The following is a 24,914-nucleotide window of genomic DNA, read 5'->3' on the forward strand; positions in this document are numbered from 1 at the left end:
TCCATCCTCACCGCCGCGCCGCCGCAAACGCTGGCGCAGAAGCTCATCGCCCGCGCCTGCGGCCGCGAGGCCGTCGCGGTGGGCGAGATCGTCACCTGCGCGGTCGACATGGCGATGTTTCACGACTCCTCGGGTCCGCGCCGGCTGCAGCCGATGCTCGAGGAACTCGGGGCGCAGATCTGGGACCGCTCGCGCATCGTGCTGGTGATGGATCACTACGTGCCCGAGCGCGACGACGACTCGCGCCGCATCGTGCGCATCGCGCGCGACTGGGCGCGCGACCAGCAGCTGCCGCACGTCTACGACAGCSAGGGCATCTGCCACGTGGTGGTGCCGCAGCACGGCCACATCCGCCCAGGGATGCTGTGCGTCGGCGGCGACTCGCATTCGCCCACCGGCGGCGCCTTCGGTGCCTACATGTTCGGCGTCGGCAGCACCGAGATGCTCGGCGTGGTAGTCACCGGCGAGATCTGGCTGCGCGTGCCCGAGACGATCCAGATGTGGTGGGACGGCGCGCTGCCCGCCGGCGTCACCGCCAAAGACATGATGCTGCACATGCTGGCGCGCTTCGGCATGAACGGCGGCCGCTATCAGGCGGTCGAGTTCTGCGGGCCGGCGGTGCGGGCGCTGTCGATGCAGGAGCGCATGACGCTGTCGAACATGAGCGCCGAGCTCGGCGCACAGGCTGGCCTGATCGCGCCCGACGCGACCACCTCCGCCTTCCTGGCCGAGGCCGGTGCGCCACCGGTGGATGCCGCGCCGTGGTTCACCGATGCCGACGCGGCGTTCACGCGCCACCGCTTCGACGCCTCCACGCTGGAGCCCCATGTCGCGGCGCCGCACAGCCCGGCCAACGCCCATGGCGTGAGCCGCTATGCCGGCACGCCCATCGACGTCGCCTACATCGGCGCCTGCACCGGCGCCAAGCTCGACGACCTGCGCGCCGCGGCGCAAGTGCTGCGCGGCCACCAGGTCGCCAGCGGCGTGCGGCTCATGGTGGCGCCGGCCAGCCTGCGCGACCAGGAACAGGCGCGCGATGAGGGCGTCCTGCAGGTGCTGCTCGATGCCGGTGCCGAACTCCTCCCCACGGCCTGCGGCGCCTGCTCCGGCTACGGCGATTCGATCGGAGACGACGTGACGGTCATCTCCACCACCGCGCGCAACTTCAAGGGCCGCATGGGCTCGCCGAGCGCGCAGGTGTACCTGGGCTCGCCTTACACCGTCGCGGCGTCGGCGCTGCGCGGCCGCGTCACCGATCCGCGCGAGGTGCTGGCATGAGCGGCGACACAACGCACCGCGTCTGGCGCCTCGGCGCCGATGTCGACACCGACGTGCTCGCGCCGGGCCACGCGATGAAGCATGGCATCGACATCATCGCCCGGCATTGCCTCGAGGCCGTGCGGCCCGAGTTCGCCCGCGAGGTGCGCGCCGGCGATGTGATCGTCGCCGGGCCCAACTTCGGCATCGGCTCTTCGCGCGAACAGGCCGCCGCCGTGCTCGTGCACCTGGGCGTGGCCGCGGTGATCGCGCCCTCGTACAGCGGGCTCTATTTCCGCAATGCCTTCAACCTCGGGCTCCTGCTGCTGACGTGTTCCGAGGTCGAATCGTTGAAGGACGGCGACCGCGTCGCCCTGGACGTGGCGCGGCCCTCGGTGTCGATCCCCGGCGGCCGGACGCTGACTTGCGAACCCGTGCCCGATTTCCTGATGGACATGGTCCGCGCGGGCGGCCTCCTGAAGCAGCTCCGGCAGCGCATCGCCAAAGAAAGAACCGAACCATGAACGATTCACCGATCCCCTCGATGGACCCGGTCACGCTGGCCGTGCTGCGCGGCCGCCTCGAACAGGTGGCCGACGAGATGGACGCGACGCTCTACCGCAGCGCCTTCAATCCGATCATTGCCGAGGCTCACGATGCCTGCCACGGCCTCTACGATGCCGCGAGCGGCGACACGCTGGTGCAGGGCAAGTCGGGCCTGCCGGTGTTCGTCGGCGCGATGGCCTTCGCGGTGCGCGCGACCGCGGCCGCGGCGGCGCCGCGCGGCGGCATGAAGGATGGCGACATCTGGATCAGCAACGATCCCTACGACGGCGGCACCCATGCCAACGACTTCAAGCTGGTGCGGCCCTTCTTCCGCGACGGCAGGCTCTACTGCTACATGGCCTCGGCCGCGCACTGGCATGACGTCGGCGGCGCGGTGCCCGGCAACTACAACCCGTCCGCCACCGAATGCTGGCAGGAGGCGGTGCAGATCCCGCCGGTGCGCATCGTGCGCGACGGCGTGCTCGACCCCGACGTGCTGGCGATCCTGCGCGCCAACACGCGGCTGCCCGAGAGCCTGTGGGGCGACCTCAACGGCCAGCTCGCCGCGCTCGAACTCGGCGCCAAGCGGTTGCACGGCCTGCTCGACGAATACGGCGATGCGCTGGTGCTGCAGGCAATGGGCGAGCTGCGCAGCCGAGCGCTGCGCCTGATGCGTTCGCACATCGCCTCGCTGCCGGACGGCCGCTACAGCTTCGAGGACGTGCTCGACAACGACGGCATCGTCAACGAGCCGCTGACCATCGCGCTCGACATGACGGTGGCGGGCGACCGCCTGCTGCTGGACTTCTCGCGCACCTCGCCGCAATGCGCCGGGCCGGTGAACATCTCGCGCGCCACCGCGATCGCGGCCTGCTACGTGGCGCTCAAGCATGTGTTTCCCGATGTGCCGGCGAATGCCGGCGTGCTCGATGCGGTCGATTTCCTGATCCCCGACCGGCTGGTGATCAGCGCCGAGCGGCCGCGGCCGGTCGGCGGCTACACCGAGACCATCCTGCGCATGATCGACGTGATCTTCAGCGCCACCGCGCAGGCCGATCCGTCGCGCGCCGTGGCGCAGGCCTACGGCACGATCAACGCGCTGTCGATCGCGGGCCACCGCAGCGACGGGCCCCGCAAGGGCCAGCGCTGGGTGATGTTCAGCTTCTTCGGCGGCGGCCACGGTGGCCATTCGGGCGGCGACGGGCTCTCGCATGCCAACGCGCCGATCTCGACCGCGACCATTCCGCCGCTGGAAATCCTCGAGGCCGCCTACCCGGTGCGCTTCACCGAATGGGCGCTGCGCCCCGGCTCCGGCGGCGACGGCCAGTTCCGCGGCGGCCTGGGCGCGGTCTACGAGATCGAGCTGCTCGAGAAGGATGCCGAGGTCTATGTCTTCGGCGAGCGCGGCAGCTCGCCGCCCAAGGGCATCGCGGGCGGCGGATCGGGCGCGGTCAACGTCTTCAGCTACGAGAACGACGGCGCCTGGCATCGGCCGCCGATGGTGTCGAAGATGCACGGCATCCGGTTGGCCCAGGGCGAGCGTGTGCGGCTCGAGACACCGGGCGGCGGCGGCTGGGGCGCGCCGGCACGGCGCAGCGGCGCGCAGCGCGCACAGGATCAGGCCATGGGCTATGTGAACAACGGCGAAGCAACGGACAAGAAGGCCGCGCAATGACAGCAGCAGCACACACGGAAAAAGCCCCTGGCCGGCTGGTCGTCGGCGTCGACGTCGGCGGCACCTTCACCGACCTCTTCGTGCTCGACGAGCACGAGGGCACGGCGCGCATCGTCAAGGTTCCGTCGACCCGCGGCGAGGAAGCCCGCGGCTTCATGAACGGCGTGGCGCGCGTGGCCGATTCGGCTTCGGCCATCGCGACCATCGTGCACGGCACCACGGTCGGCACCAACGCGCTGCTCGAGCGCAAGGTGGCGCGCACCGGCATCATCACCACGCGCGGCTTCCGCGACGTGCTCGAGATGCGCCGGCGCGACCGGCCCGAGACCTGGGGCCTGCGCGGCAGCTTCGTGCCGGTGGTGCCGCGCGACCTGCGGCGCGAGGTCGACGAGCGCGTGCTGGCCGACGGCACGCTGCACACGCCGGTCGATCTCGACCAGGTGCGGGCCGAGGCACGCTCGCTGCTGGAGGCCGGCTGCGAGGCGGTCTGCGTGTTCTTCATCAACACCTACGCCAATCCCGAGAACGAGCGGCTGGCGGTCGCCGCGGTGCGCGAGTCGTGGCCGAACGCCCATGTCACTTCGGCTTGCGAGGTGCTGCCCGAGATCCGCGAGTTCGAGCGCTGCTCGACCGCCACGCTCAACGCCGCGCTGCAGCCCGTGGTGGGCAGCTACCTCGAACGCCTGGAATCCGACCTGCGCGCGCAGGGCTTCGAGGGCGAACTGCTGGTGGTGCAGAGCAACGGCGGCGTGATGTCGCGCCAGACTGCGAGCGACCTGCCGGTGCGCACCGCACTGTCGGGCCCGGCGGCCGGCGTGATCGCCTGCGCGGCCATCGCGCGCGCGGCTGGCTTTCCGAACGCGATCACCGGCGACATGGGCGGTACCTCCTTCGACGTCTCCCTGGTCGCCAATGGCGAGGCGGCGCTGGCGGCGCAGACCGCGATCGAATTCGGCATGGTGATCCGCTCGCCGATGATCCAGATCGAGACCATCGGCGCCGGTGGCGGCTCGATCGCCTCGGTCGACGCCAGCGGCATGCTGCAGGTCGGCCCCGAGTCGGCCGGCAGCATCCCCGGGCCGGCCTGCTATGGCCGCGGCAACATGCGCCCGACGGTGACCGATGCCAATGTGCTGCTTGGCCGCATCGCCGCCGACCGGCCGCTCGGCGGCGGCTTGCTCGCGGCGCTCGACGCCGGGAAGTCGTTCCAGGCCATCGACGCGCATGYCGCCAAGCCGCTGGGGCTCGACGTGTACCAGGCGGCGGAGGCGATCCTCACGGTGGCCAACGCGCGCATGGCCGGCGCGATCCGGCTGGTGTCGATCGAGCGCGGGCATGATCCGCGGCGCTTCGCCTACATGCCCTTCGGCGGCGGCGGTGCGCTGCATGTGTGCGCGATGATGCGCGAGGTGGGCGTCGCCATCGGCATCGTGCCGCGCTACCCCGGCGTGACCTCGGCGCTCGGCTGCGTGATCGCCGACATGCGGCACGACGCGGTGCAGACCCTCAACCGCCCGCTCGACGAACTCGATGTCGCGCATCTGGGCCAGCGCATCGCCGAACTCGCCGAGGCCTGCCAGCAGCGGCTCGATTCGTCGGGCGTGCGCTTCGACGAGGTGCGCGAGGTGATCGCGCTCGACATGCTCTATGCGGGCCAGACGCACACGCTGCCGGTGCTGCTGCCGGCAGCCACGGCGCAAGCCTTGACGCGTGAAGCCATCCGCACCGCCTTCGAGTCCAGCTACAGCACCGCCTTCGGCCGCGTGCTCGACGGCATCGGCATCCGCGTGATGAACCTTCGCTATGCCCGCATCGGCGTGCGGCCCAAGTTCGATCTGGCTGTGCTTGCACCGGTAGGCGAGGGCAGCAGCGCGCCGCTGGGTACGCAGCGTGTGTTTCACGACGGGCAATGGCGCGAGGCGCTGCGCTATGCGCGGCTCGAGTTGCCGGTCGGCGCACGCATCGACGGGCCGGCGATCCTCGAGCAGGCCGACACCACCGTGTGGCTCGAGCCCGGCTTCCAGGCCGAGGTCGATGCGCATGGCAACCTGCTCGTGAGGCTGTCGTGAGCAGCACGGCGAAGCTTCGCGGGGCGACCACCGCGCTGGTCGTGATCGACCTGCAGAACGATTTCCTCGACGCCCAGGGCGCCTACGCCCGCGGCGGCGACAGCAACCCGCCCGCGCTGCTGCTGCCGGATCGCGTGGCCACCGTGGCGCGCGCCCTCAAGGCGGCCGGCGGGCTGGTGGCCTCAAGCCAGTTCACGCTGTGGCCCGATGCGGCCGGCGAGCCGATGGTGTCGCCGCACCTGAAGGCGCTGCGCCMGTACCTTCGCAGGGGCGATTTCGCGCCCGGCAGCTGGGGCCAGGCGAACGTCGAGGCGCTGGCCGGCCTGGTCGACGTCGCGGTCAGCAAGGTCGCCTACTCGGCGTTCTTCAACACCCAGCTCGACTGGGTGCTGCGCCGCGCCGGCATCGACACCGTGGCGGTGTGCGGCATCGTCACCAATGGCGGCGTGGCGAGCACGGTGCGCGACGCCCACATGCGCGACTACCGAACGCTGGTGCTGGCCGATGGCTGCGCGGCCTTCGGCGAGGAGCGGCACCAGACCTCGCTGGCCGACATGCGCAACGTGGCCGAAGTCACGGACTGCGCGGCCTTCGTCCGGTCGCTGGCATGACGGCCCAGGTCGAAGGACCGGTGCGCAGCGTCCGCCGCGCCGCCCGGATCGAGGCCGAGATGCACGTCGACATCGCGATCGTCGGCGCCGGCGCCTGCGGGCTCACGGCGGCGCTGATGCTGCACGACGCCGGCATCGAATGCGTGCTGCTCGAGCGCGATGCTGTGCCGAGGGGATCGACCGCGCTGTCCTCGGGCTTCATTCCCGCACCCGGCACGCACGCGCAGCGCCAGCAAGGAATCGAGGGCGACAGTCCCGCGTGCTTCGCGGCCGACATCCAGGCCAAGGCCCATGGTCGCGCGGCACCGGCATTGGTGCTGGCGTATGCCGAGGCCATCGGACCGGCGCTCGATGCCCTGCAGGCCAGGCACGGCCTCGACTGGATCGTGCTCGACGGCTTCCTCTATCCCGGCCACAGCGTTCACCGGATGCATGCCCTGCCGCAGAAGACCGGTGCGGCACTGATGGCGCGGCTGCAAGCGGCGGTGGAAACGGCAGGCATCCCGGTGCTGACGCAGGCGCTGGTCGACACGCTGTGGTGCGACGACGCCGACCGTGTGATCGGCATCGGCTACCGCCGTCCCGATGGCCACGAGGAAACGCTGGCCTGCGACGCACTGCTGCTGGCCTGCAACGGCTTCGGYGGCAATGCGGCGATGGTCCGCGCGCTGCTGCCCGACATGGCCGAAGCGGCCTTCGGCGGCCATGTGGGCAACGACGGCAGCGCCATTCTCTGGGGCCAGGCGATCGGCGCCCGATTGCGCGACCTCGGCGGCTATCAGGGGCATGGCTCCTGGGTCACGCCGCAGGGCGCGCTGATGTCCTGGGCCGTGATGATGGAAGGCGGCGTGCAGATCAACCGCGAGGGCCGGCGCTTCCATGACGAGACGCAGGGCTATTCCGAAGCCGCGGTGCATGTGCTGGCGCAGCCAGGCGCTGTCGCCTGGAACGTGTTCGACGCGCCGCTGCTCGAACTTGCGCGCGGCTTCCCCGATTTCTGCGAAGCGGAGGCTGCGGGCGCGCTCAGGCGCTGCGACACCGTGGCCGATCTCGCGGTCTGCATCGGCTGCGATGCGGCGACACTGCAGTCGACCCTCGATGGGCTGCAGGCCGGCATGCCGCAGTCCGATGGCCGCGTCTTCCAGCGCGTGCTGGCCGCGCCGTACTTCGCGGTCAAGGTCACGGGCGCGCTGTTCCACACGCAAGGCGGACTCGACATCGCGCCGGATGCGCGCGTGCTGCGGCAGGACGGCTCGCCGCTGCCGAACCTGCTGGCGGCCGGCGGCGCCGCGGGCGGGGTCTCGGGCGACGAGGTCTGGGGCTATCTGTCGGGCAACGGCCTGCTGAGCGCAGTCGCCGGCGGCTCTATCGCGGCGCGCACCGCCGCCGCACTGGTCAAGGAAAGGAAGGCATCCCATGGCCGATGAATCATTCAAGTCGCGCCTCGCGCGCAACGACATCCTGCTGGCGCCGGGCGTCTACGACGCACTCAGCGCCCTGGTGGCGGAGCAGGCCGGCTTCGAGGCGCTGTACCTCTCGGGCGCCTCGATCGCCTACACGCGGCTCGGGCGCTCCGATGTCGGGCTCACCACCTTCACCGAGGTCGAGGACACGCTGGCGCGCATCACCGAGCGCGTCGGCCTGCCGGTGATCGTCGATGCCGACACCGGCTTCGGCAATGCGCTCAACACCCAGCGCACCGTGCGCGGCTTCGAGCGCGCCGGTGCCGCCATGGTCCAGATCGAGGACCAGGGATTTCCCAAGCGCTGCGGCCACCTCGACGGCAAGACCGTGGTGCCGCAGCGTGAGATGGTCGGCAAGCTCAAGGCGGCGCTCGACGCACGCGCCTCGCCCGGGACGCTGATCCTCGCGCGCACCGATGCGGTCGCGGTCGAAGGGCTGGACGCGGCGCTCGACCGCGCGCAAGCCTATCTGGAGACCGGGGTCGACGCGCTCTTCATCGAGGCGCTGCGTTCGCCCGCGCAGATGGACGCGGCCTGCCGCCGCTTCGCGCAGCGCGTGCCGCTGCTGGCCAACATGGTCGAGGGCGGCAAGACGCCGGTGCAGGACGCGGACGCGCTGCAGGCGCATGGCTTCCGGATCGCGATCTTTCCGGGCGGCACGGCCCGCGCGGTGGTGCACACGCTGCAGGGCTATTACGCGAGCCTGCAGGCGCATCGCACGACGCTGCCCTGGCGCGACCGCATGCTCGACTTCGATGGGCTCAATGAAGTGATCGGGACGCCGGCGCTGATGGCGGCGGGGCAGCGCTACGAGTAGAACTTACTGCCAGAGGGTTCGCGCGCGCACGCGCCCTCATCCGCGTTCACTGCTGGTCGGCGTCGTAAGGCGATGTCTATCCAAATCCTGCCTTTCTGAGCCGTCGGTAAAACTCGCGGCAATCCTCAAGCCGAAAGATTCCGTTCGGCGCGTCTTGCAAGCGCCAGTTGGTAGAGCGCACCCGCATGAGGTCGGGGCGCCCGTCGACGCGGTAGAACGTGACGGCGACCAAGTAGGGGCCCGGAAACGTCAGCCTGAAGAACTCTTGTTCAATCGTCCGCGCCTCATGGACTTCGAGAATTGGCTTGGGTCGCCAGTGGGCGACCAAGGAACTGGCCATTGAATGGGCGTCGTTCATGCCGGTGCAGCGGGGTTTGCGAAAGCGAATATTGCCACGCGGGGATTTTTTGGGGCGCGTGGAATCGCCAGCCAAGTGCATGGCACGCGCGACGCGCTCGCCATCACCCGAGCGAGTCTTCAACTCGCGACAAGCACGCAGCAATGTGCATGATCGATGACGCGCTTGGCGAGAGACGCCTCCGATAGGCGACTCAGCAGCGTGCGCTTGCGATGGCCCATGACGATCAGATCGGCGCCGAGTCGATCTGCGGTCGCGACGATCTGTTCGGAGCAATTTCCCTCCACAACTTCCATCTCGAGATCGAGTTGTGAGTCCGCGCCCATCTTTCGCAATTGCGTCAGATACGCCCAGCACTTCACGCGAGCCTTGTCGATCGAGGCACGGGTCTCGACCTCGGCAGACCATGCGACGGCCACGACATGAAGAGGGGCATGGGCCAGCCGTGCGACTTCCATCGCGCGCTCGAACGCCAGATCCGCGGGCTTGGTTCCGTCGTACGCCAGGAGAATCTTGCTGAACATGGTGCGTCTCCTTTTCTGGATTTCCAGTCCTACCGCTGTACGGTCGCAGTGCTGCGCTTGGTCGATCCCTTTGTACGATAGACCCAACAATGCGGAAATGGTGCCGAAAGCATCACGGCGTAGACCCCGCCACCGGCGTGGTGGACATTGCGATGCCGGCCAGCCAACTCGCCGGCCAGGACCCGCCGAGACCGACGACGATCTCTCCGACGGGGCCGTGGCGACGCGAAGCCAGATCGACAGCAGCGTCGCGGCAAGCGACAACCCGAGCCGGAGCGAGGCCAGCGCCCAGGTGGAGGTCATGGTTCTGCCCCAACGACCCCCATCTCCAGCGGCACCTTGATGTAGAACAGCTTGAGCTTCTCGCCGGCCAGGTGCGCGAGAAAACTCTGCGCCTCCTGCTCGCTCAGCACGAAGCCGACCTCCACCGAGACATCGCCGGCGAGTTCGAAGAAATGCTCTTCGTGCAGCCTGCCGTGGCGGCCGAAGCCCGCGATGGCACGAAAGGCCGAGCCGCCATGGAGGCCCACTTTCTTGGCCTCCTCCAGGAGCCATTCATAGGCGAGTACGCCGTGATGGCGGCGTTTCTCCTGGACATAGAACTTGAGGTAGATGCCTTGCATGGTGGTCTCCTTAGGCTCGAGTGACTTGGTTCCATAGGACTGCTTGTTGGGGCCAAGGCGAGCAGCGCCTGCCGCTCGTCGGYGGTCGTCTCGAAGAAGTCCGCGACATGGCGCCGGGTGACGATCAGGATGTGTCCTGGCGACACCGGATACACGTCCCAACGCGCGATCGCGAGCGCGTTGGCGAGCACGGCATCGTCGTCATTGCAGAAGGGACAGGCGGGGGGGGCCATGGCAGTCTCCACTAGGCCCTGACGAAGAGCGCGTTGGCGATCAGGATGCCGATCCCGGTGAGGATCAGCGAGCCGGCGAGGTGCACGCTCGCCGCACCCAAGGCCCACCAGTGCTCGTGCCGGCCGATCAATGTCACGACCTCGACCGAGAACGTGGAAAACGTCGTCAGGCCGCCCATGAAGCCGGTGATGATCAGCAGCCGCCATTCAGGTGCGAGGCCACTGTTGTGGGTGAAGAAGGCGCTGGCCACGCCAACCAGCAAGCCGCCGATGAGATTGGCGGCCAGTGTGCCCAGGGGAATCGTGGGGAACACCGGGTTCAGCCAGCCACCCAGCCACCAACGCAGCAAGGCACCGCAACCGGCACCGCCGAAGACTGCAAGAAAAGAAAGGCCGCCCATGTCGCTCCTTGGTTAAGGGGGCCGAAGCGACCGGTGCGGCAATGGCGCGCGAGTTGCGCATCAAAAATGCCTACGCCGGTCCACGCTGGACCCGGGTAGGCATCATCAGCCCGAATGGGCGGTCAAGGGAGGAATGCCATCTCCGCTGCAATCCAGCATATCGATCGAGCCCTTTGTAACGACGCGTTCATGGCGAAAAGCGTGGCACACCAGGTCGGTTTGGCAAAAGCAGCGGCCTACACTGGCAGCCCCAGAAAATGAAGGAACTTCCCATGCGCATGGAGCGTCGACCGCTTCTTCTTTCCTTGGCGGCCATCGGCCTCGCCGCCGCCCTGCCGTTCGCGGCCCGTGCCGACAGCCGCGACACCCAGCCGATCCGCCTGGTCGTGCCCTTCGGTGCCGGCGGGGTCGCCGACCTCACGGCGCGCGTGGTCGGCAAGGCCATGGCCAGCCAGCTGAATCAACCCGTGATCGTCGACAACCGCCCCGGGGCCGGCGGCGTGGTGGCCGGCACGATGGTGGCCTCGGCCGCGCCCGACGGCCTCACGCTGCTGCTGATGAGCAACGGCACGGCGGTCAGCGAGGGCCTGTTCCAGCGCCTGCCTTTCGACACCCGCAAGGATTTCGCGCCGGTCTCGCTGCTGGGCTATTTCGACATCGCGATCGTGGTGCCCGAGAACTCGCCGCTGCGCAGCCTCGCGGACCTGGTGGCGGCCGCCAAGGCGCGGCCGGGCGCGCTGAACATCGGCACGGTCAACATCGGCAGCACGCAGAACCTGGCAGCGGAGCTGTTCAAGAGCCGGGCCGGCATCGACGCCCAGGTGGTGCCTTTCAACGGCACGCCGGCCGTGGTGACGGCGCTGCGCAGCGGCCAGATCGACGCCGGCGTCGAGATCCTGTCGCCGGTCATGCCGCAGATCACGGGGAAGGCACTTCGCGTGCTGGCCGTGATGGGCGAGAAGCGCAACCCGGCCCTGCCCAATGTGCCCACGGCGGCCGAAAGCGCCGGCATCAAGGGCTTCGACGTGCGCTCCTGGAACGCGCTGGCCGCACCGGCGAAGACGCCGCGCGAGCGGATCGACCGGCTCAACCGCGCGGTGCGCTCGGCGCTGGCATCGCCCGAAGTCCAGCAGCAGCTGGCCGCACTGAACGTGCAGCCGCGTGCCAGCAGCCCCGAAGAACTGGCGGCGCTGCTCGACAGCGACATCCGCCGCTGGAGCGGCGTGATCGCCGCCGCGCACATCCCGCGGCAGTAGATTTCCAGACGAGGACAGACATGCAACTCGAACACATCGGCCTGATCGGCTATGGAGAGGTGGGCAAGACCTTCGCGCTCGGTCTCAAGGACAAGCCCGGCGTCCAGACGGTCGGCGCCTGGGACCTGAAGTTCATCGACCCGGCGCGCCAGGCGAGCGAGCAGGCGCACGCGGCGCAGGCCGGCGTGGTGGCGCACCCGTCCATGGGTGCGCTGTGCCAGGCCAGCACGCTGGTGATTTCCGCCGTCACCGCCTCGAACACGCTGGGCGTGGCGCAGGAGGCGGCGCCGCAGCTGCGCCCGGGCACCGTCTTCCTCGACCTCAACTCGGCCTCGCCCGGGACCAAGCAGCAGTGCGCGGCGCTGGTCGAAGCCGCCGGCGCGCATTACGTCGAAGCCGGCGTGATGACCTCCGTGCCGCCTTACGGCATCCGCGTGCCGATGCTGCTCGGTGGCGAGCGCGCGGCCGCATTGGCCGAGGCCCTGTCCGCCTGGGGCCTGGACACGAAGGCCGTGAGCGAGCGCCTGGGCGTCGCCAGCGCGATCAAGATGAGCCGCAGCGTGATGATCAAGGGCCTCGAGGCACTGGTCATCGAAAGCTACGCCACGGCGCGCGCCTACGGTGTGGAAGACCATGTGCTGCCGACCCTGCAGGAAACATTTCCGAGCATCGACTGGAGCCGGCAGGGCGCCTACTTCTTCAGCCGCGTGGTGCAGCACGGCCAGCGCCGGGCCGAGGAAATGCGGGAAGCCGCCAACACGGTGCGCGAGGCCGGCTTCGCGCCGACCATGACGGCGGCCATCGCCGACAAGCAGCAGTGGGTGGCCGACCAGGCCAGGGCCGGCGTGTTCGACGGGCTCGACGCGCAGTCGCCCTGGCAGGACTACGCCGACCGCCTGCTGGCCGCGCGCAAGGACTGAGCCCCCACGCTCGTCACTTCGTGTACTCGCTGCCCCCCGAGGGGGCGCAGTCCGCCTTGGGGCGGCCCGGCGGCGGACTGAGGCCTTTTCAGCCCTTGAGAAGGGTCTCGGCGGTGTTGCGGATCAGGTCCAGCGTCGCCTGCTGCGTCAGCGTCGCGCGCCGCAGCGCGCTGACCGCGGTGAAGACCGGGATGCGCAGCGGCGGCGACACGATCTCGCGCAGGGTGTAGGCCGAGGGGTTGATCGAGCGGATCACCGCGTTGCGCGACAGGATCGCGAAGCCGGCGCCGTCGGCGACCAGGTCGAGCATCGCCGACACGCCATCGATCTCGAGCGCCACATGCGGCGTGCAGCCGATGCCGGCCATCTCGGATTCCACGTACATCCGGATCGCATTGGGCCGGCTCGGGATCACCAGCGGCAGCCGGGCCACCTCGGCCAGCGCCATCGGTGCCGGCGGCGGGTCTTCCTGCAGCCCGGGCGGACGGCGGCCGACCAGCAGCAGGGACTGGTCCAGCAGCCGCTGCACGTCGAGCCCGGGCATCGGCCGGGCGTCGTAGAGCACCGCGATGTCCAGCCCGCCATGCAGCACCTGGTCCTGCATCGCGGTCGAGAGGTTTTCGCTGATCGACAGCTGCGCCTGCGGCATCTGCTCGCGGAAGGCACGGGTCAGCGGCACCGTCAGCACGCGCGCGATGCTGGGCGGCAGGCCGACCGCCACCCGGCCGGCCAGCGAGCCGCGCACGCGGTCGAGCTCTTCGCGGGCGCGCTCCACCTGATGGAGGATGCCGCGCCCGTGGGCCAGCAGCACCTGCCCGGCCTCGGTCGGCGTGGCGCCGCGGCCATTGCGCACCAGCAGGTTCTGCCGCAGCTCGACCTCGAGCAGGCGCACCTGCCGGCTCAGCGCCGGCTGCGCCACTTTCAGCGCCACGGCGGCACGCGTGAAGCTGCCCAACTCGGCGACGCGAACGAAATACGCCAGCTGTTTCAGGTCCACGGGGCTTCTCCAGGCTCAGCCGCTGATGATATGCCGATTTGTTCTAGCTGCTAGTGGCTTATGGCAAATCTCGCAGGGCCATACCGCCGCAAAATCCGCTCCATCGAGCCGGCCGCACCGGCATTGGAGACAAGGCGAAAAGCATGCAGAAGACCGCGATCAAGGGGATTTCGTCGATGGCCACCCGCCAGGTGCTGGCCGATCTGGTGGCCGCCTTCGAGCAGCGCTCGGGGGCCTCGGTCACGATCGAATCGGTCGGCGGCGTCGATGCCGCCAAGCGGGTCCTGGCCGGCGAGYCCTTCGACGTCGTCGTGCTGGCTTCCGACGCCATCGACAAGCTGATCGCCGCCGGCCGCATCGAGGCCGGCAGCAAGACCGACCTGGTGCGCTCCGGCGTCGCGGTGGCCGTGAAGGCGGGCGCCGCGCATCCCGACATCRGCTCCGAGGAAGCGCTGCGCAGCGCCGTGCTGGCCGCCCGCAGCCTCAGCTATTCGACCGGCCCGAGCGGCGTCGCGCTGGCCGCGCTGTTCGAGCGCTGGGGCATCGCCGAGCAGATCAAGGCGCGCATCATGCAGGCGCCCCCGGGCGTGCCGGTCGGCACCCTGGTCGCTCGCGGCGAGGTCGAGCTGGGCTTCCAGCAGCTCAGCGAACTGATCCATGTCGAGGGCATCGACCTGCTGGGCCCGATGCCGCCCGCGGTCCAGATCGTCACCACTTTTTCCGCTGGCGTCGGCACCGGATCGGCCCAGGCCGAGACGGTGCGTGCCATGCTGGCCTTCATGGCCTCGCCCGAGGCCGACGCCGCGAAGCGCGCGCAGGGCATGGACCCGGCCTGAGCAACCCGTACGGAATCGCAGGGATCATGAACAAAGCAAACAACACGCCGCTGGACGTCCAGGCGTTCTTCAATTCGCAGGGCTTCTCCGGCTATCAGTGGCTGATCTTCGGCCTGTGCTTCCTGGTGGTCCTGCTCGACGGCTTCGACACCGCCGCCATCGGCTACATCGCGCCTTCGCTGATCGGCGAGTGGGGCGTGTCCAAGCCCGCGCTGGCGCCGGTGCTCAGTGCGGCGCTGTTCGGGCTGGCAGCGGGCGCCCTGAGCGCCGGCCCGCTGGCCGACAGGTTCGGCCGCCGGGCGGTGCTGACCGCATCGGTGCTCGTGTTCGGCCTGGCGAGCCTGGCGTCCAGCTTCGCCGGCAGCCTCGAGGGCCTGACCGCCCTGCGTTTCGTGACCGGGCTGGGCCTCGGCGCGGCCATGCCCAATGCCGTCACCCTGACCAGCGAATACTGCCCGGACAAGCAACGCTCGATGCTGACCAACGCGATGTTCTGCGGCTTTCCGCTGGGGGCGGCTTTCGGCGGCTTCCTGGCCGCCTGGATGATTCCGCACTGGGGCTGGCGCAGCGTGCTGCTGCTGGGGGGCATCGTGCCCGTGGTGCTGGCGCTGCTGATGCTCGTGGTGCTGCCGGAATCGGTGCGCTACATGGTGGCCCGGGGACAGCCGAGCGAACGCATCCGCCGCGTGCTGGTGCGCATCTCCGCCACGGCGGCAACGGCGACCTCCTTCGTCCTGACCGAGCGGCAGGCCGGCCCGGCGGCGGGCAGCGGGCTGGCGCTGGTGCTGGGGCGCAGCCACCGCATCGGCTCCTTCATGCTCTGGCTGGCCTACTTCATGGGCCTGGTCATCTTCTATGCGCTGATCAACTGGATGCCGATCCTGCTCAAGGACGCCGGCATGGATCCGCACAAGGCCGTGCTGGTGGCGGCGCTGTTTCCGCTGGGGGGCGTCGGTGCCGTGTTCTGCGGCTGGCTGATGGACCGCTTCAATGCCAACCGGATCATTGCCGTCGGCTATGCGCTGACCGCCCTGTCGGTCTACCTGATCGGCCAGACCGTGGGCAACGACGGCTGGCTGGTGGTGATGGTGTTCGTCGCCGGCACCATCATGAACACGGCGCAGTCGTCGATGCCCGCGCTGGCCGCGGTCTTCTACCCCACGCAGGGCCGGGCCACCGGCGTCGCCTGGATGCTCGGCATCGGCCGCTTCGGCGGCATCGCGGGCTCGTTCCTGGTGGCCGAGCTGGCGGCCCGCAGCCTGGGCTTCGACCGCATCTTCACCATCGTGGCCATTCCGGGCCTGATCGCCACCGCGGCCCTGGTCGTCAAGCAGTGGGTCCATCCGCAAGCGCCTGTGGGCCGGAGCCTGCGCGACCCCGCCGCGGAACCCGTGGCCCATTGAACCCCTCACCGTCATCGACCTTTCAGTCCCAGGAGCACACGACATGATCATCGACGTCCACGGTCACTACACGACCGCCCCTGCCGCACTCGGCGCCTGGCGCGACCTGCAGATCGCCGGCCTCAAGGATCCGTCCAAGGCGCCCAAGGCCAGCGACCTCCAGATCAGCGACGACGACATCCGCGAGACCATCGAGAACAACCAGCTCAAGCTCATGAAGGAGCGCGGCTCCGACTTGACCATCTTCAGCCCGCGCGCCAGCTTCATGGCCCACCACATCGGCGACTTCGAGACCTCGTCGACCTGGGCCGCGATCTGCAACGAGCTCTGCTATCGGGTCAGCCAGCTGTTCCCCGACCACTTCATCCCGGCCGCGATGCTGCCGCAGTCGCCGGGCGTCGACCCCAAGACCTGCATCCCCGAGCTCGAGCGCTGCGTCAAGGAATACGGCAACGTCGGCATCAACCTGAACCCCGACCCGAGCGGCGGCCACTGGACCAGCCCGCCCTTGAGCGACCGCCAGTGGTACCCGATCTACGAGAAGATGGTCGAGTACGACATCCCCGCGATGATCCACGTCAGCACCAGCTGCAACCCGGCCTTCCACACCACCGGCTCGCACTACCTCAACGCCGACACCACGGCCTTCATGCAGTGCCTGACCTCGGACCTGTTCAAGGACTTCCCGACGCTGCGCTTCCTGATCCCGCACGGCGGCGGCGCGGTGCCGTATCACTGGGGGCGTTTCCGCGGTCTCGCGCAAGAGCTCAAGAAGCCGCTGCTCGACGAGCACCTGCTCAACAACATCTACTTCGACACCTGCGTCTACCACCAGCCGGGCATCGACCTGTTGAACACCGTGATTCCGGTCAAGAACGTGCTCTTCGCCTCCGAGATGATCGGTGCGGTGCGCGGGATCGACCCGACCACCGGCCACTACTACGACGACACCAAGCGCTACATCGAGTCGAGCAAGATCCTGAGCGACGCCGACCGCCACCAGATCTACGAAGGCAATGCGCGCCGCGTGTTCCCGCGGCTCGACGCCGCCCTGAAGGCCAAGGGCCTCTGACCATTCAAGGAGACATGACCATGTACGAACTCGGAGTCGTCTATCGCAACATCCAGCGCACCGACCGCGCCACGGCCGACGCGCTGGCCAAGCTCGGCTCGGCCACGGTGCACGAGGCCATGGGCCGCGTCGGCCTGCTCAAGCCCTACATGCGGCCGATCTATCCCGGCGTGCAGGTGTCGGGCACAGCGGTCACGGTGCTGCTGCAGCCCGGCGACAACTGGATGATGCATGTGGCGGCGGAGCAGATCCAGCCCGGCGACGTGGTGGTGGCGGCGGTCACGGCCGAATGCACCGACGGCTATTTCGGCGACCTGCTGGCCACCAGCTTCCAGGCCCGCGGCGCCCGCGCGCTGATCATCGACGCCGGCGTGCGCGACGTGAAGACCCTGCAGGAAATGAACTTCCCGGTCTGGAGCCGCGCGATCTCGTCCAAGGGCACCATCAAGGCCACGCTCGGCTCGGTCAACATCCCGGTGGTCTGTGCCGGCATGCTGGTGACGCCCGGCGACGTGATCGTGGCCGACGACGACGGCGTGGTCTGCGTGCCCCGCGCAATGGCGGCCAAGGCACTCGAGGCCGCTGTGGCGCGTGAAGCCAACGAAGGCGCCAAGCGCGAGAAGCTGGCTTCCGGCGTGCTCGGCCTCGACATGTACAAGATGCGCGAGCCCCTCGAGAAGGCCGGCCTGCGCTATATCGACTGATTTCCTTCCATCCTCACCTGATCCTCCCATGCCAATCACTCGACGCTTCCTGACGAACCGCACGCTCGCCCTCGCTGCCGGCGCACTGTCCGCCGCAGCCTTGCCGATGGGTGCCTTCGCCCAGCAGTTCCCGACCAAGCCGGTGCGCATCATCACGCCGTTCCCGGTCGGCGGCGGTCCGGACGGCGTGGCGCGCCTGGTGGCCGACAAGCTCTCGCGTGCCTGGGGCCAGCCGGTGGTGGTGGAAAACCGTCCGGGCGGCAACGGCTTCATCGCCATCGACGCCTTCAAGCGCGGCGCCAAGGACGGCACCGACATGATCGTGCTCGACAACGTGCACCTGGCGGCCTACCCGGCGCTGTTCAAGAAGCTGCCCTACGACCCGGTGAAGGACTTCGACACGCTGCTGCCGCTGTTCAAGACCTACTTCTTCTTCACGGTCGCGACCGACAGCAAGTACAAGACGGTCGGCGACATCATCGCCGACGCCAAGGCCCATCCGGGCAAGCTCAACTTCGGTTCCTGGTCGATCGGCAACCCGGTGCACCTGGGCTCCGAGATGTTCGCATCCGCCACCGGCATCAAGATGGAGCACGTGCTCTACAAGGAAACCACGCAGCTCTACACCTCGGTGTCGACCGGCGAACTGGCCTTCGCGCTGGGCAGCGCCGCCACCGCGGGCCCGCTGCAGCGCGCCGGCAAGCTGCGCTTCCTGGCCGTGACCGCGCCGCAGCGCAACGCCAGCTTCCCGGACGTGCCCACGGTGGGCGAGTCGGGCGGCCCGAAGGGCTTCGAGGTCACGGGCTGGAACGCGATCGCGGTGCCGCCGGGCCTGCCGCCGGCGGTCACCGACAAGATCAAGAAGGACATCGAGACCGCGCTGGCCAGCCCCGACGTGCTGGAGAAGTTCAAGAGCTTCGGCTATGAACCCTTCCCGCAGACACGCGACCAGTTCAACCAATTCGTCAAGGCCGAGACGCAGCGCTTCGGCGACGTGATCCGCAAGGCCAACATCACCCTGGACTGAGACCATGACCACCTTCACCAAGACCCCGGGCTGGCTCGACTGGTACGCGGGCCCCTCGAAGCCGCGCTTCCAGGTGCCGGCCGGTAGCGTCGACGCGCATTGCCACGTGTTCGGCCCGGGCGACCAGTTCCCCTTCGCGCCCGAGCGCAAGTACACGCCCTGCGACGCCTCGAAGGATCAGCTGTTCGCGCTGCGCGATCACCTGGGCTTCGACAAGAACGTGGTCGTGCAGGCCACCTGCCACGGCGCCGACAACCGCGCCATGGTCGATGCGCTGAAGGCCTCCAACGGCCGCGCCAAGGGCATCGCCACGGTCAAGCGCAGCATCAGCGACGCCGAGCTGAAGGAACTGCACGAGGCCGGCGTGCGCGGCGTGCGCTTCAACTTCGTCAAGCGGCTGGTCGACTTCACGCCCAAGGACGAGCTGCTCGAAATCGCGAACCGCATCGCGCCGCTCGGCTGGCATGTGGTGATCTACTTCGAGGCGGTCGACCTGCCCGAGCTGTGGGACTTCTTCACCGCCCTGCCGACCACGGTGGTGGTCGACCACATGGGCCGCCCCGATGTCAGCAAGCCGATCGACGGCCCCGAGTTCGAGCTGTTCCTGAAGTTCATGCGCGAGCACACCAACGTCTGGAGCAAGGTCAGCTGCCCCGAGCGCCTGTCGCTCACCGGCCCGAAGGCCCTGAACGGCGAGCAGGCGGCCTACCAGGACGTCGTGCCCTTCGCCCGCAAGGTGGTCGAGAGCTTCCCGGACCGCGTGCTGTGGGGCACCGACTGGCCGCATCCGAACCTCAAGGACCACATGCCCGACGACGGCCTGCTGGTCGATTTCATCCCGCAGATCGCGACCACCGCCGAGCTGCAGCGCAAGCTGCTGGTCGACAACCCGACGCGCCTGTACTGGCCGGAGATCAAGTAATGTCGCTCGAAAAACCCTACAAGGACGTACCCGGCACGACCATCTTCGACGCCGAGCAATCGCGCCTCGGCTACCACCTGAACCAGTTCTGCATGTCGCTCATGAAGGCCGCCAACCGCGAGCGCTTCAAGGCCGACGAGCGGGCCTACCTCGACGAATGGCCGATGACCGAGGCGCAGAAGCAGGCCGTGCTGGCGCGCGACCTCAACCGCTGCATCGCGCTCGGCGGCAACATCTACTTCCTGGCCAAGATCGGCGCCACCGACGGCAAGAGCTTCCAGCAGATGGCCGGCAGCATGACCGGCATGACCGAGGAGGAGTACCGCGACATGATGATCCACGGCGGCCGCTCGGTCGAAGGCAATCGCCGCATCGGCGAGGACGGCAGCGCGCAGGCGCATCGGCAGCCGCAAGGCGCCGCAGGCAAGAAGGCAAACTGACATGGCACGCATCACCGCATCCGTCTACACCTCGCACGTGCCCGCCATCGGCGCCGCGCTCGACCTCGGCAAGTCGAACGAGCCCTACTGGCAGCCGCTGTTCGCGGGCTACGACTTCTCCAAGCAATGGATGAAGGACAACAAGCCCGACGTCGTGTTCCTGGTCTTCAACGACCATGCCACGGCCTTCAGCCTGGACATGATCCCGACCTTCGCGATCGGCACCGCCGATTCGTACCAGCCGGCCGACGAGGGCTGGGGCCCGCGCCCCGTGCCGACGGTCATGGGCCATGCGCCGCTGGCCGCGCACATCGCGCAGAGCGTGATCCAGCAGGACTTCGACCTCACCATCGTCAACAAGATGGACGTCGACCACGGCCTCACGGTGCCGCTGTCGCTGATGTGCGGCCAGCCTGAGGCCTGGCCCTTCCCGGTGATTCCGTTCGCGGTCAACGTGGTGCAGTACCCGGTGCCGAGCGGCCGCCGCTGCTTCATGCTGGGCCAGGCGATCCGCCGCGCGGTCGAGTCCTATGACGAAGACCTCAACGTGCAGATCTGGGGCACCGGCGGCATGAGCCACCAGCTGCAGGGCCCGCGCGCCGGCCTGATCAACGCCGAGTGGGACAACAAGTTCCTCGACCGCCTGATCGCCGACCCCGACGATCTCTCGAAGATGCCGCACATCGACTACGTGCGCGAAGCCGGCTCCGAGGGCATCGAGCTCGTGATGTGGCTGATCGCGCGCGGCGCCATGTCCGACGTCGCCGGCGGCAAGCCGCCGAAAGTCGCGCGCCGTTTCTTCCACGTTCCCGCGTCCAACACGGCCGTGGGCCATCTCATCCTGGAGAACCAATGACCAAGACCATCAAAGTCGCCCTCGCCGGCGCCGGCGCCTTCGGCATCAAGCACCTCGACGGCATCAAGAACATCGACGGCGTGGAAGTCGTCTCGCTGGTCAGCCGCGAACTCGACAAGACGCGTGAAGTGGCGGCCAAGTACGGCATCGGCCACGTCACGACCGACCTGGCCGAATCGCTGGCGCTGAAGGAAGTCGATGCCGTGATCCTGTGCACGCCGACGCAGATGCACGCCTCGCAGAGCATCGCCGCGCTCAAGGCCGGCAAGCATGTGCAGGTCGAGATCCCGCTGGCCGATTCGCTCAAGGACGCGCAAGCGGTGGTCGACCTGCAGAAGGAAACCGGCCTGGTCGCGATGTGCGGCCACACGCGCCGCTTCAACCCCAGCCACCAGTGGGTGCACCACAAGATCAAGGCCGGCGAGTTCAACATCCAGCAGATGGATGTGCAGACCTACTTCTTTCGCCGCACCAACATGAATGCGCTGGGCCAGGCGCGCAGCTGGACCGACCACCTGCTGTGGCACCACGCGGCCCACACGGTCGATCTCTTCGCCTACCAGGCCGGCAGCCCGATCGTGAAGGCCAATGCGGTGCAGGGCCCGATCCATCCCACGCTGGGCATCGCGATGGACATGTCGATCCAGCTGCAGGCGGCCAACGGCGCGATCTGCACGCTGTCGCTGTCCTTCAACAACGAAGGCCCGCTGGGCACATTCTTCCGCTACATCGGCGACACCGGCACCTACATCGCGCGCTACGACGACCTCTTCACCGGCAAGGAAGAGCCGATCGACGTCTCGAAGGTGGACGTGTCGATGAACGGCATCGAGCTGCAGGACCGCGAGTTCTTCGCCGCCATCCGCGAAGGCCGCGAGCCGAACTCGAGCGTGGCCCAGGTGCTGCCCTGCTACCAGGTGCTGCAGAAGCTGGAACAGCAATTGGCATGAAGCACCCCCGATGCGCCTGCGGCGCCCCGAGTCGCTGCCAGAGGCAGCGGCTCTTCGGGTCCGTCCAAGCCTGCGCAGGCAGGCTTGGAGCCGCGGACCTCAGCCCCTCGAGGGGGCTATACCGGCGGCCCGGCAAAGCCGGTTCCGCGGTATCCCTGGACTTGGGGAGTGACGGTTTCGGGCGTCGCGGGTCACGCGATCGCGTGCTGGAGCACTAGGATGAAAAACGCTATGCACAAGCGACAACTCGGCCCCTTCCCGGTCAGCGCCATCGGCCTGGGCTGCATGAACCTGAGCCACGCCTACGGCGTGCCGCCGTCGGCGGCGCAGGGCGAGCGGCTGCTGCTGGCGGCGCTTGACGCCGGCGTGACCCTGTTCGACACCGCGGCGCTCTATGGCTTCGGCGCCAACGAGGAGCTGGTCGGGCGCGTGCTCAAGCCGCACCGCAGCGCCATCACGCTGGCCAGCAAGGGCGGCATGGCCGGCGTGCGCGGCGACGACGGCACGGTGCGCCGGGTGATCGACGGTCGTCCGGCCACGCTGCGCCGCAATTGCGTGGACAGCCTGCGCCGCCTGCAGACCGAGGTCATCGACCTCTACTACTTGCACCGCTGGGACAAGTCGGTGCCGATCGAGGACTCGGTGGGCGAGCTGTCGCGCCTGGTGGAAGAGGGCAAGCTTCGGGCGCTGGGGCTGTCGGAAGTCTCGGCGGCCACGCTGCGCCGCGCGCATGCGGTGCACCCGATCGCCGCGGTGCAGAACGAGTATTCGCTCTGGAGTCGCAACACCGAGATCGGCGTTCTGCAGGCTTGCCGCGAACTGGGCGCGGCGCTGGTCGCGTTCAGCCCGCTGGCGCGTGGCTTCCTGTGCGATGTGCTGCATGACGTGTCGACGCTCGACGCGAAGGACATCCGGCGCGCGATGCCGCGTTTCTCGGCCGAGAACTACGCGCGCAACCTCGAACTGCTGCCGGCCTACACGGTGCTCGCACGCGAGGCCGGTTGCACGCCGGCCCAGCTGGCGCTGGCCTGGCTGCTCGCACGCAGCGGCGACATCATCCCGATTCCAGGCACCACGAGCCTCGACCACCTGCACGAGAACCTGCAGGCCGCCGAGGTGCGGTTGACGCCCGAGCTTTTCGCACGGGTCGATGCGCTGATCAACCAGCGCACCGTGGTCGGTGAACGCTACGGCGCGCAGAGCAGTACCGAGGTCGATACCGAAGTCTTCGCGGATTGACGTCAGCGGCCTGGCCGCAAGGAGTTGCGCCAGGTCGGAGACGTTGACCTCTGAAGTCAAAAGCCCGTGAAGGCGCGACCAACCAAAAGCGCAGCCAACACCATCATGGTCAGGCCAACCAGACCGTCCAGCATCTGCCAGGCTCGCGGACGAGCAAACCAGGGTGYGAGCCAGCGCGCGCCATAGCCTAGAAGTCCGAACCAGAACATGCTGGCCGTGCTTGCGCCGGCGACGAACCACCCACGTAGCGCCCCGGGCTGCTGCGCGCCGATGCTGCCGACCAAGAGCACGGTGTCCAGGTAGACATGCGGGTTGAGCAGCGTGAAGGCAGCGGCCTGCGCCACGGCTGCACCCCGGCTGAAAGCCGCATTCCCTTCCGCTACCCGCAACTGATGCGGTTGACGTGCACGGCGAAGCGCCTGGGTCCCATAGACTGCCAAGAAGACGGCGCCAGCCAGCGCTAGCGCTCGCGCCAGCCCGGGACGTTCACCCAAGGCCTGCGCCATGCCCAAGACCCCCGCGGCAATCAGCGCCCCGTCTGCCACCGCGCAGAACAACACAACGGGTCCCACATGCTCGCGGCGCAGCCCCTGGCGCAGGACGAAGGCGTTCTGGGCACCGATGGCAACAATGAGCCCCAAACTCAGGGCCAGGCCCTGGATGAAGACCGGAAGCGCGAGCGAATCGGCGTCTGGAAAGTTCAGCATGGGCGAAGCTTGCCTGTGCGAGCCAATGAAGACAAACTATCTTTCCTAAGCTCGCTTTAGAGAAACTTACTTCATGCTGGACTATTCGGCGCTCTCCGCGCTTGCTGCCGTCGTGCGGGAAGGAAGCTTTGAGCGCGCCGCCCGCGCCCTGAATGTGACGCCCTCGGCCGTCTCGCAGCGCATTCGGCTGTTGGAGGAGCGTATCGGTTGCGCGCTGGTAGTGCGGGAACAGCCGTGCCGTGCTACGGAAGTCGGCCGGCGCCTATGCCAGCACGTGGACCGCGTTCGCCTGCTGGAGCAAGACCTTGAAGGAGCTGTTCCAGCGCTGGCACCGGAGGGGATTGCACGGGTGCCGCTGCCCGTTGCGGTCAACGCCGACAGTCTGGCCACATGGTTTGCTCCGGCCGTTGCCGCATTCGCGGCAAAAGCGCCGGTGCTCATGGAGATAGTGGTGGATGACCAAGACCATACGGCGGAATGGCTGCGCAGCGGCGCGGTGCTGGCTGCCGTGACCGGCAGCAGCCGTGCCGCCACCGGATGCAACAGCCGACCATTGGGCTCGATGCGCTATCTGCCCGCCGCCAGTCCGGATTTCATGGCCCGTCATTTTGCCGACGGCGTCGGGGCGGGTAGTCTGGCCCGCGCGCCCAGCCTCGTGTTCAACCCAAAGGATGAGTTGCAGGCCCAGTGGGCACAGCGCCTGTGCCATCGGCACGTGGAACTGCCTCGGCACATCCTTCCGTCTTCCCAGGCCATCGTGACCGCGACCTTGACCGGCATGGGCTGGGGCCTACACCCGCAGGCGTTGATTGCGCCGCACTTGAAGGACGGCTCGCTCGTCGAGTTGGTGCCGAAGACACCGCTGGACGTCCCGTTGCACTGGCAGCATGCACGTGCAGCCTCGGCGCTTCTTGATGGCTTGACCCGGCACCTCGTCGCAGGCGCCCGGCGCGCTTTGTTGCCGCCCTGAATCGGCCCAGCTGATGATTCGCTTAGATCGTCTCGAAA

The 24,914-nt window shown here is 68.5% G+C and carries 26 protein-coding genes, 1 pseudogene and 1 riboswitch; of the genes and pseudogenes, 20 read left to right on the forward strand and 7 right to left on the reverse strand.

Going from position 1 to position 24,914, the window contains the following annotated elements; translation table 11 throughout:
* Positions 1 to 3 precede the first annotated feature (3 nt).
* From AC1D2K_RS06525 to AC1D2K_RS06555, 7 genes are read left to right on the forward strand one after another with little or no spacing between them, the layout of a single operon-like run.
* Entirely contained in the window at positions 4 to 1,278 is a 1,275-nt protein-coding gene (locus AC1D2K_RS06525; protein ID WP_478087308.1) for a 3-isopropylmalate dehydratase large subunit, read from the forward strand.
* On the forward strand, positions 1,275 to 1,781 hold the full coding sequence (locus AC1D2K_RS06530) for a LeuD/DmdB family oxidoreductase small subunit (RefSeq protein ID WP_478087268.1): 507 nt from the start codon (positions 1,275 to 1,277) through the stop codon (positions 1,779 to 1,781). The genes AC1D2K_RS06525 and AC1D2K_RS06530 overlap by 4 nt, the downstream gene beginning before the upstream one ends.
* Positions 1,778 to 3,478 (forward strand): hydantoinase B/oxoprolinase family protein, encoded by a 1,701-nt coding sequence (locus AC1D2K_RS06535; protein ID WP_478087270.1) that lies wholly within the window; start codon positions 1,778 to 1,780, stop codon positions 3,476 to 3,478. The genes AC1D2K_RS06530 and AC1D2K_RS06535 overlap by 4 nt, the downstream gene beginning before the upstream one ends.
* The gene (locus AC1D2K_RS06540; RefSeq protein ID WP_478087272.1) at positions 3,475 to 5,547 is read left to right on the forward strand and encodes a hydantoinase/oxoprolinase family protein; all 2,073 of its coding nucleotides are present in this window, start codon (positions 3,475 to 3,477) and stop codon (positions 5,545 to 5,547) included. The genes AC1D2K_RS06535 and AC1D2K_RS06540 overlap by 4 nt, the downstream gene beginning before the upstream one ends.
* Entirely contained in the window at positions 5,544 to 6,158 is a 615-nt protein-coding gene (locus AC1D2K_RS06545) for a cysteine hydrolase family protein (protein ID WP_478087274.1), read from the forward strand. The genes AC1D2K_RS06540 and AC1D2K_RS06545 overlap by 4 nt, the downstream gene beginning before the upstream one ends.
* A complete protein-coding gene (locus tag AC1D2K_RS06550; RefSeq protein ID WP_478087275.1) occupies positions 6,155 to 7,585 on the forward strand; it encodes an FAD-dependent oxidoreductase in 1,431 nt (476 codons plus the stop codon). Before AC1D2K_RS06545 ends, AC1D2K_RS06550 begins: the two co-directional genes overlap by 4 nt.
* Positions 7,575 to 8,438 carry an isocitrate lyase/PEP mutase family protein gene (locus AC1D2K_RS06555; RefSeq protein ID WP_478087277.1) on the forward strand — a complete coding sequence of 288 codons (864 nt, stop codon included), beginning with the start codon at positions 7,575 to 7,577 and terminating at the stop codon, positions 8,436 to 8,438. Before AC1D2K_RS06550 ends, AC1D2K_RS06555 begins: the two co-directional genes overlap by 11 nt.
* Positions 8,439 to 8,514: 76 nt before the next feature.
* On the opposite strand, the gene AC1D2K_RS06560 is transcribed toward AC1D2K_RS06555, so the two are convergent.
* From AC1D2K_RS06560 to crcB, 5 genes and pseudogenes are all read right to left on the reverse strand, one after another.
* The gene (locus AC1D2K_RS06560; RefSeq protein ID WP_478087279.1) at positions 8,515 to 8,919 is read right to left on the reverse strand and encodes a hypothetical protein; all 405 of its coding nucleotides are present in this window, start codon (positions 8,917 to 8,919) and stop codon (positions 8,515 to 8,517) included.
* Positions 8,916 to 9,320: a universal stress protein gene (locus tag AC1D2K_RS06565; protein ID WP_478087280.1), complete on the reverse strand. Its 405-nt coding sequence runs from the start codon at positions 9,318 to 9,320 to the stop codon at positions 8,916 to 8,918. Before AC1D2K_RS06565 ends, AC1D2K_RS06560 begins: the two co-directional genes overlap by 4 nt.
* A 299-nt stretch (positions 9,321 to 9,619) precedes the next feature.
* Positions 9,620 to 9,943: a DUF190 domain-containing protein gene (locus AC1D2K_RS06570; protein WP_478087281.1), complete on the reverse strand. Its 324-nt coding sequence runs from the start codon at positions 9,941 to 9,943 to the stop codon at positions 9,620 to 9,622.
* Positions 9,944 to 10,005: 62 nt separating this feature from the next.
* A pseudogene (locus tag AC1D2K_RS06575) lies at positions 10,006 to 10,176 on the reverse strand (HIT family protein); the annotation flags it as partial.
* A gap of 11 nt (positions 10,177 to 10,187) precedes the next feature.
* Positions 10,188 to 10,577 (reverse strand): fluoride efflux transporter CrcB, encoded by a 390-nt coding sequence (gene crcB / locus AC1D2K_RS06580; protein ID WP_478087282.1) that lies wholly within the window; start codon positions 10,575 to 10,577, stop codon positions 10,188 to 10,190.
* A gap of 89 nt (positions 10,578 to 10,666) precedes the next feature.
* A riboswitch (Fluoride riboswitch) is annotated at positions 10,667 to 10,730 on the reverse strand.
* Positions 10,731 to 10,855: 125 nt separating this feature from the next.
* Here crcB and AC1D2K_RS06585 point away from each other — a divergent pair.
* Positions 10,856 to 11,833 (forward strand): Bug family tripartite tricarboxylate transporter substrate binding protein, encoded by a 978-nt coding sequence (locus tag AC1D2K_RS06585; protein ID WP_478087309.1) that lies wholly within the window; start codon positions 10,856 to 10,858, stop codon positions 11,831 to 11,833.
* A 20-nt stretch (positions 11,834 to 11,853) separates the two neighbouring features.
* Entirely contained in the window at positions 11,854 to 12,753 is a 900-nt protein-coding gene (locus tag AC1D2K_RS06590; RefSeq protein ID WP_478087284.1) for an NAD(P)-dependent oxidoreductase, read from the forward strand.
* A gap of 88 nt (positions 12,754 to 12,841) precedes the next feature.
* Here AC1D2K_RS06590 and AC1D2K_RS06595 read toward each other — a convergent pair whose 3' ends face one another.
* Positions 12,842 to 13,750 (reverse strand): LysR substrate-binding domain-containing protein, encoded by a 909-nt coding sequence (locus tag AC1D2K_RS06595; protein ID WP_478087286.1) that lies wholly within the window; start codon positions 13,748 to 13,750, stop codon positions 12,842 to 12,844.
* 143 nt (positions 13,751 to 13,893) lie between these two features.
* On the opposite strand from AC1D2K_RS06595, the gene AC1D2K_RS06600 reads away from it, so the two are divergent.
* The 10 genes from AC1D2K_RS06600 to AC1D2K_RS06645 all read left to right on the forward strand — a co-directional run bounded on the left by AC1D2K_RS06600 (position 13,894) and on the right by AC1D2K_RS06645 (position 23,199).
* Positions 13,894 to 14,586, forward strand: a complete 693-nt coding sequence (locus AC1D2K_RS06600; RefSeq protein WP_478087288.1) for a substrate-binding domain-containing protein — start codon at positions 13,894 to 13,896, stop codon at positions 14,584 to 14,586.
* A gap of 26 nt (positions 14,587 to 14,612) precedes the next feature.
* Positions 14,613 to 15,989 (forward strand): MFS transporter, encoded by a 1,377-nt coding sequence (locus tag AC1D2K_RS06605; protein WP_478087290.1) that lies wholly within the window; start codon positions 14,613 to 14,615, stop codon positions 15,987 to 15,989.
* Positions 15,990 to 16,032: 43 nt separating this feature from the next.
* Complete coding sequence (locus tag AC1D2K_RS06610; protein WP_478087292.1) at positions 16,033 to 17,061, forward strand: amidohydrolase family protein; 1,029 nt, start codon at positions 16,033 to 16,035, stop codon at positions 17,059 to 17,061.
* Between the two features lie 20 nt (positions 17,062 to 17,081).
* On the forward strand, positions 17,082 to 17,765 hold the full coding sequence (ligK, locus tag AC1D2K_RS06615) for a 4-carboxy-4-hydroxy-2-oxoadipate aldolase/oxaloacetate decarboxylase (protein WP_478087294.1): 684 nt from the start codon (positions 17,082 to 17,084) through the stop codon (positions 17,763 to 17,765).
* A gap of 28 nt (positions 17,766 to 17,793) precedes the next feature.
* The gene (locus tag AC1D2K_RS06620) at positions 17,794 to 18,792 is read left to right on the forward strand and encodes a Bug family tripartite tricarboxylate transporter substrate binding protein (protein ID WP_478087295.1); all 999 of its coding nucleotides are present in this window, start codon (positions 17,794 to 17,796) and stop codon (positions 18,790 to 18,792) included.
* Positions 18,793 to 18,796: 4 nt separating this feature from the next.
* A complete protein-coding gene (locus tag AC1D2K_RS06625) occupies positions 18,797 to 19,714 on the forward strand; it encodes an amidohydrolase family protein (RefSeq protein WP_478087297.1) in 918 nt (305 codons plus the stop codon).
* Complete coding sequence (gene ligA, locus AC1D2K_RS06630; RefSeq protein WP_478087299.1) at positions 19,714 to 20,154, forward strand: protocatechuate 4,5-dioxygenase subunit alpha; 441 nt, start codon at positions 19,714 to 19,716, stop codon at positions 20,152 to 20,154. Before AC1D2K_RS06625 ends, ligA begins: the two co-directional genes overlap by 1 nt.
* Before the next feature lies 1 nt (position 20,155).
* Positions 20,156 to 21,010, forward strand: a complete 855-nt coding sequence (locus AC1D2K_RS06635; RefSeq protein ID WP_478087301.1) for a class III extradiol dioxygenase subunit beta — start codon at positions 20,156 to 20,158, stop codon at positions 21,008 to 21,010.
* The gene (locus AC1D2K_RS06640; RefSeq protein ID WP_478087302.1) at positions 21,007 to 21,960 is read left to right on the forward strand and encodes a Gfo/Idh/MocA family oxidoreductase; all 954 of its coding nucleotides are present in this window, start codon (positions 21,007 to 21,009) and stop codon (positions 21,958 to 21,960) included. Before AC1D2K_RS06635 ends, AC1D2K_RS06640 begins: the two co-directional genes overlap by 4 nt.
* Positions 21,961 to 22,191: 231 nt before the next feature.
* Positions 22,192 to 23,199 (forward strand): aldo/keto reductase, encoded by a 1,008-nt coding sequence (locus AC1D2K_RS06645; protein WP_478087303.1) that lies wholly within the window; start codon positions 22,192 to 22,194, stop codon positions 23,197 to 23,199.
* Positions 23,200 to 23,255: 56 nt separating this feature from the next.
* Here the strand turns inward: AC1D2K_RS06645 and AC1D2K_RS06650 are convergent, their stop codons facing one another.
* Positions 23,256 to 23,906 (reverse strand): LysE/ArgO family amino acid transporter, encoded by a 651-nt coding sequence (locus AC1D2K_RS06650; RefSeq protein WP_478087305.1) that lies wholly within the window; start codon positions 23,904 to 23,906, stop codon positions 23,256 to 23,258.
* A 73-nt stretch (positions 23,907 to 23,979) separates the two neighbouring features.
* On the opposite strand from AC1D2K_RS06650, the gene AC1D2K_RS06655 reads away from it, so the two are divergent.
* Positions 23,980 to 24,876: a LysR family transcriptional regulator ArgP gene (locus tag AC1D2K_RS06655; RefSeq protein WP_478087306.1), complete on the forward strand. Its 897-nt coding sequence runs from the start codon at positions 23,980 to 23,982 to the stop codon at positions 24,874 to 24,876.
* The last annotated feature ends 38 nt before the right edge of the window (positions 24,877 to 24,914 follow it).

Source organism: Variovorax sp. P1_H12_2, from assembly GCF_056405335.1.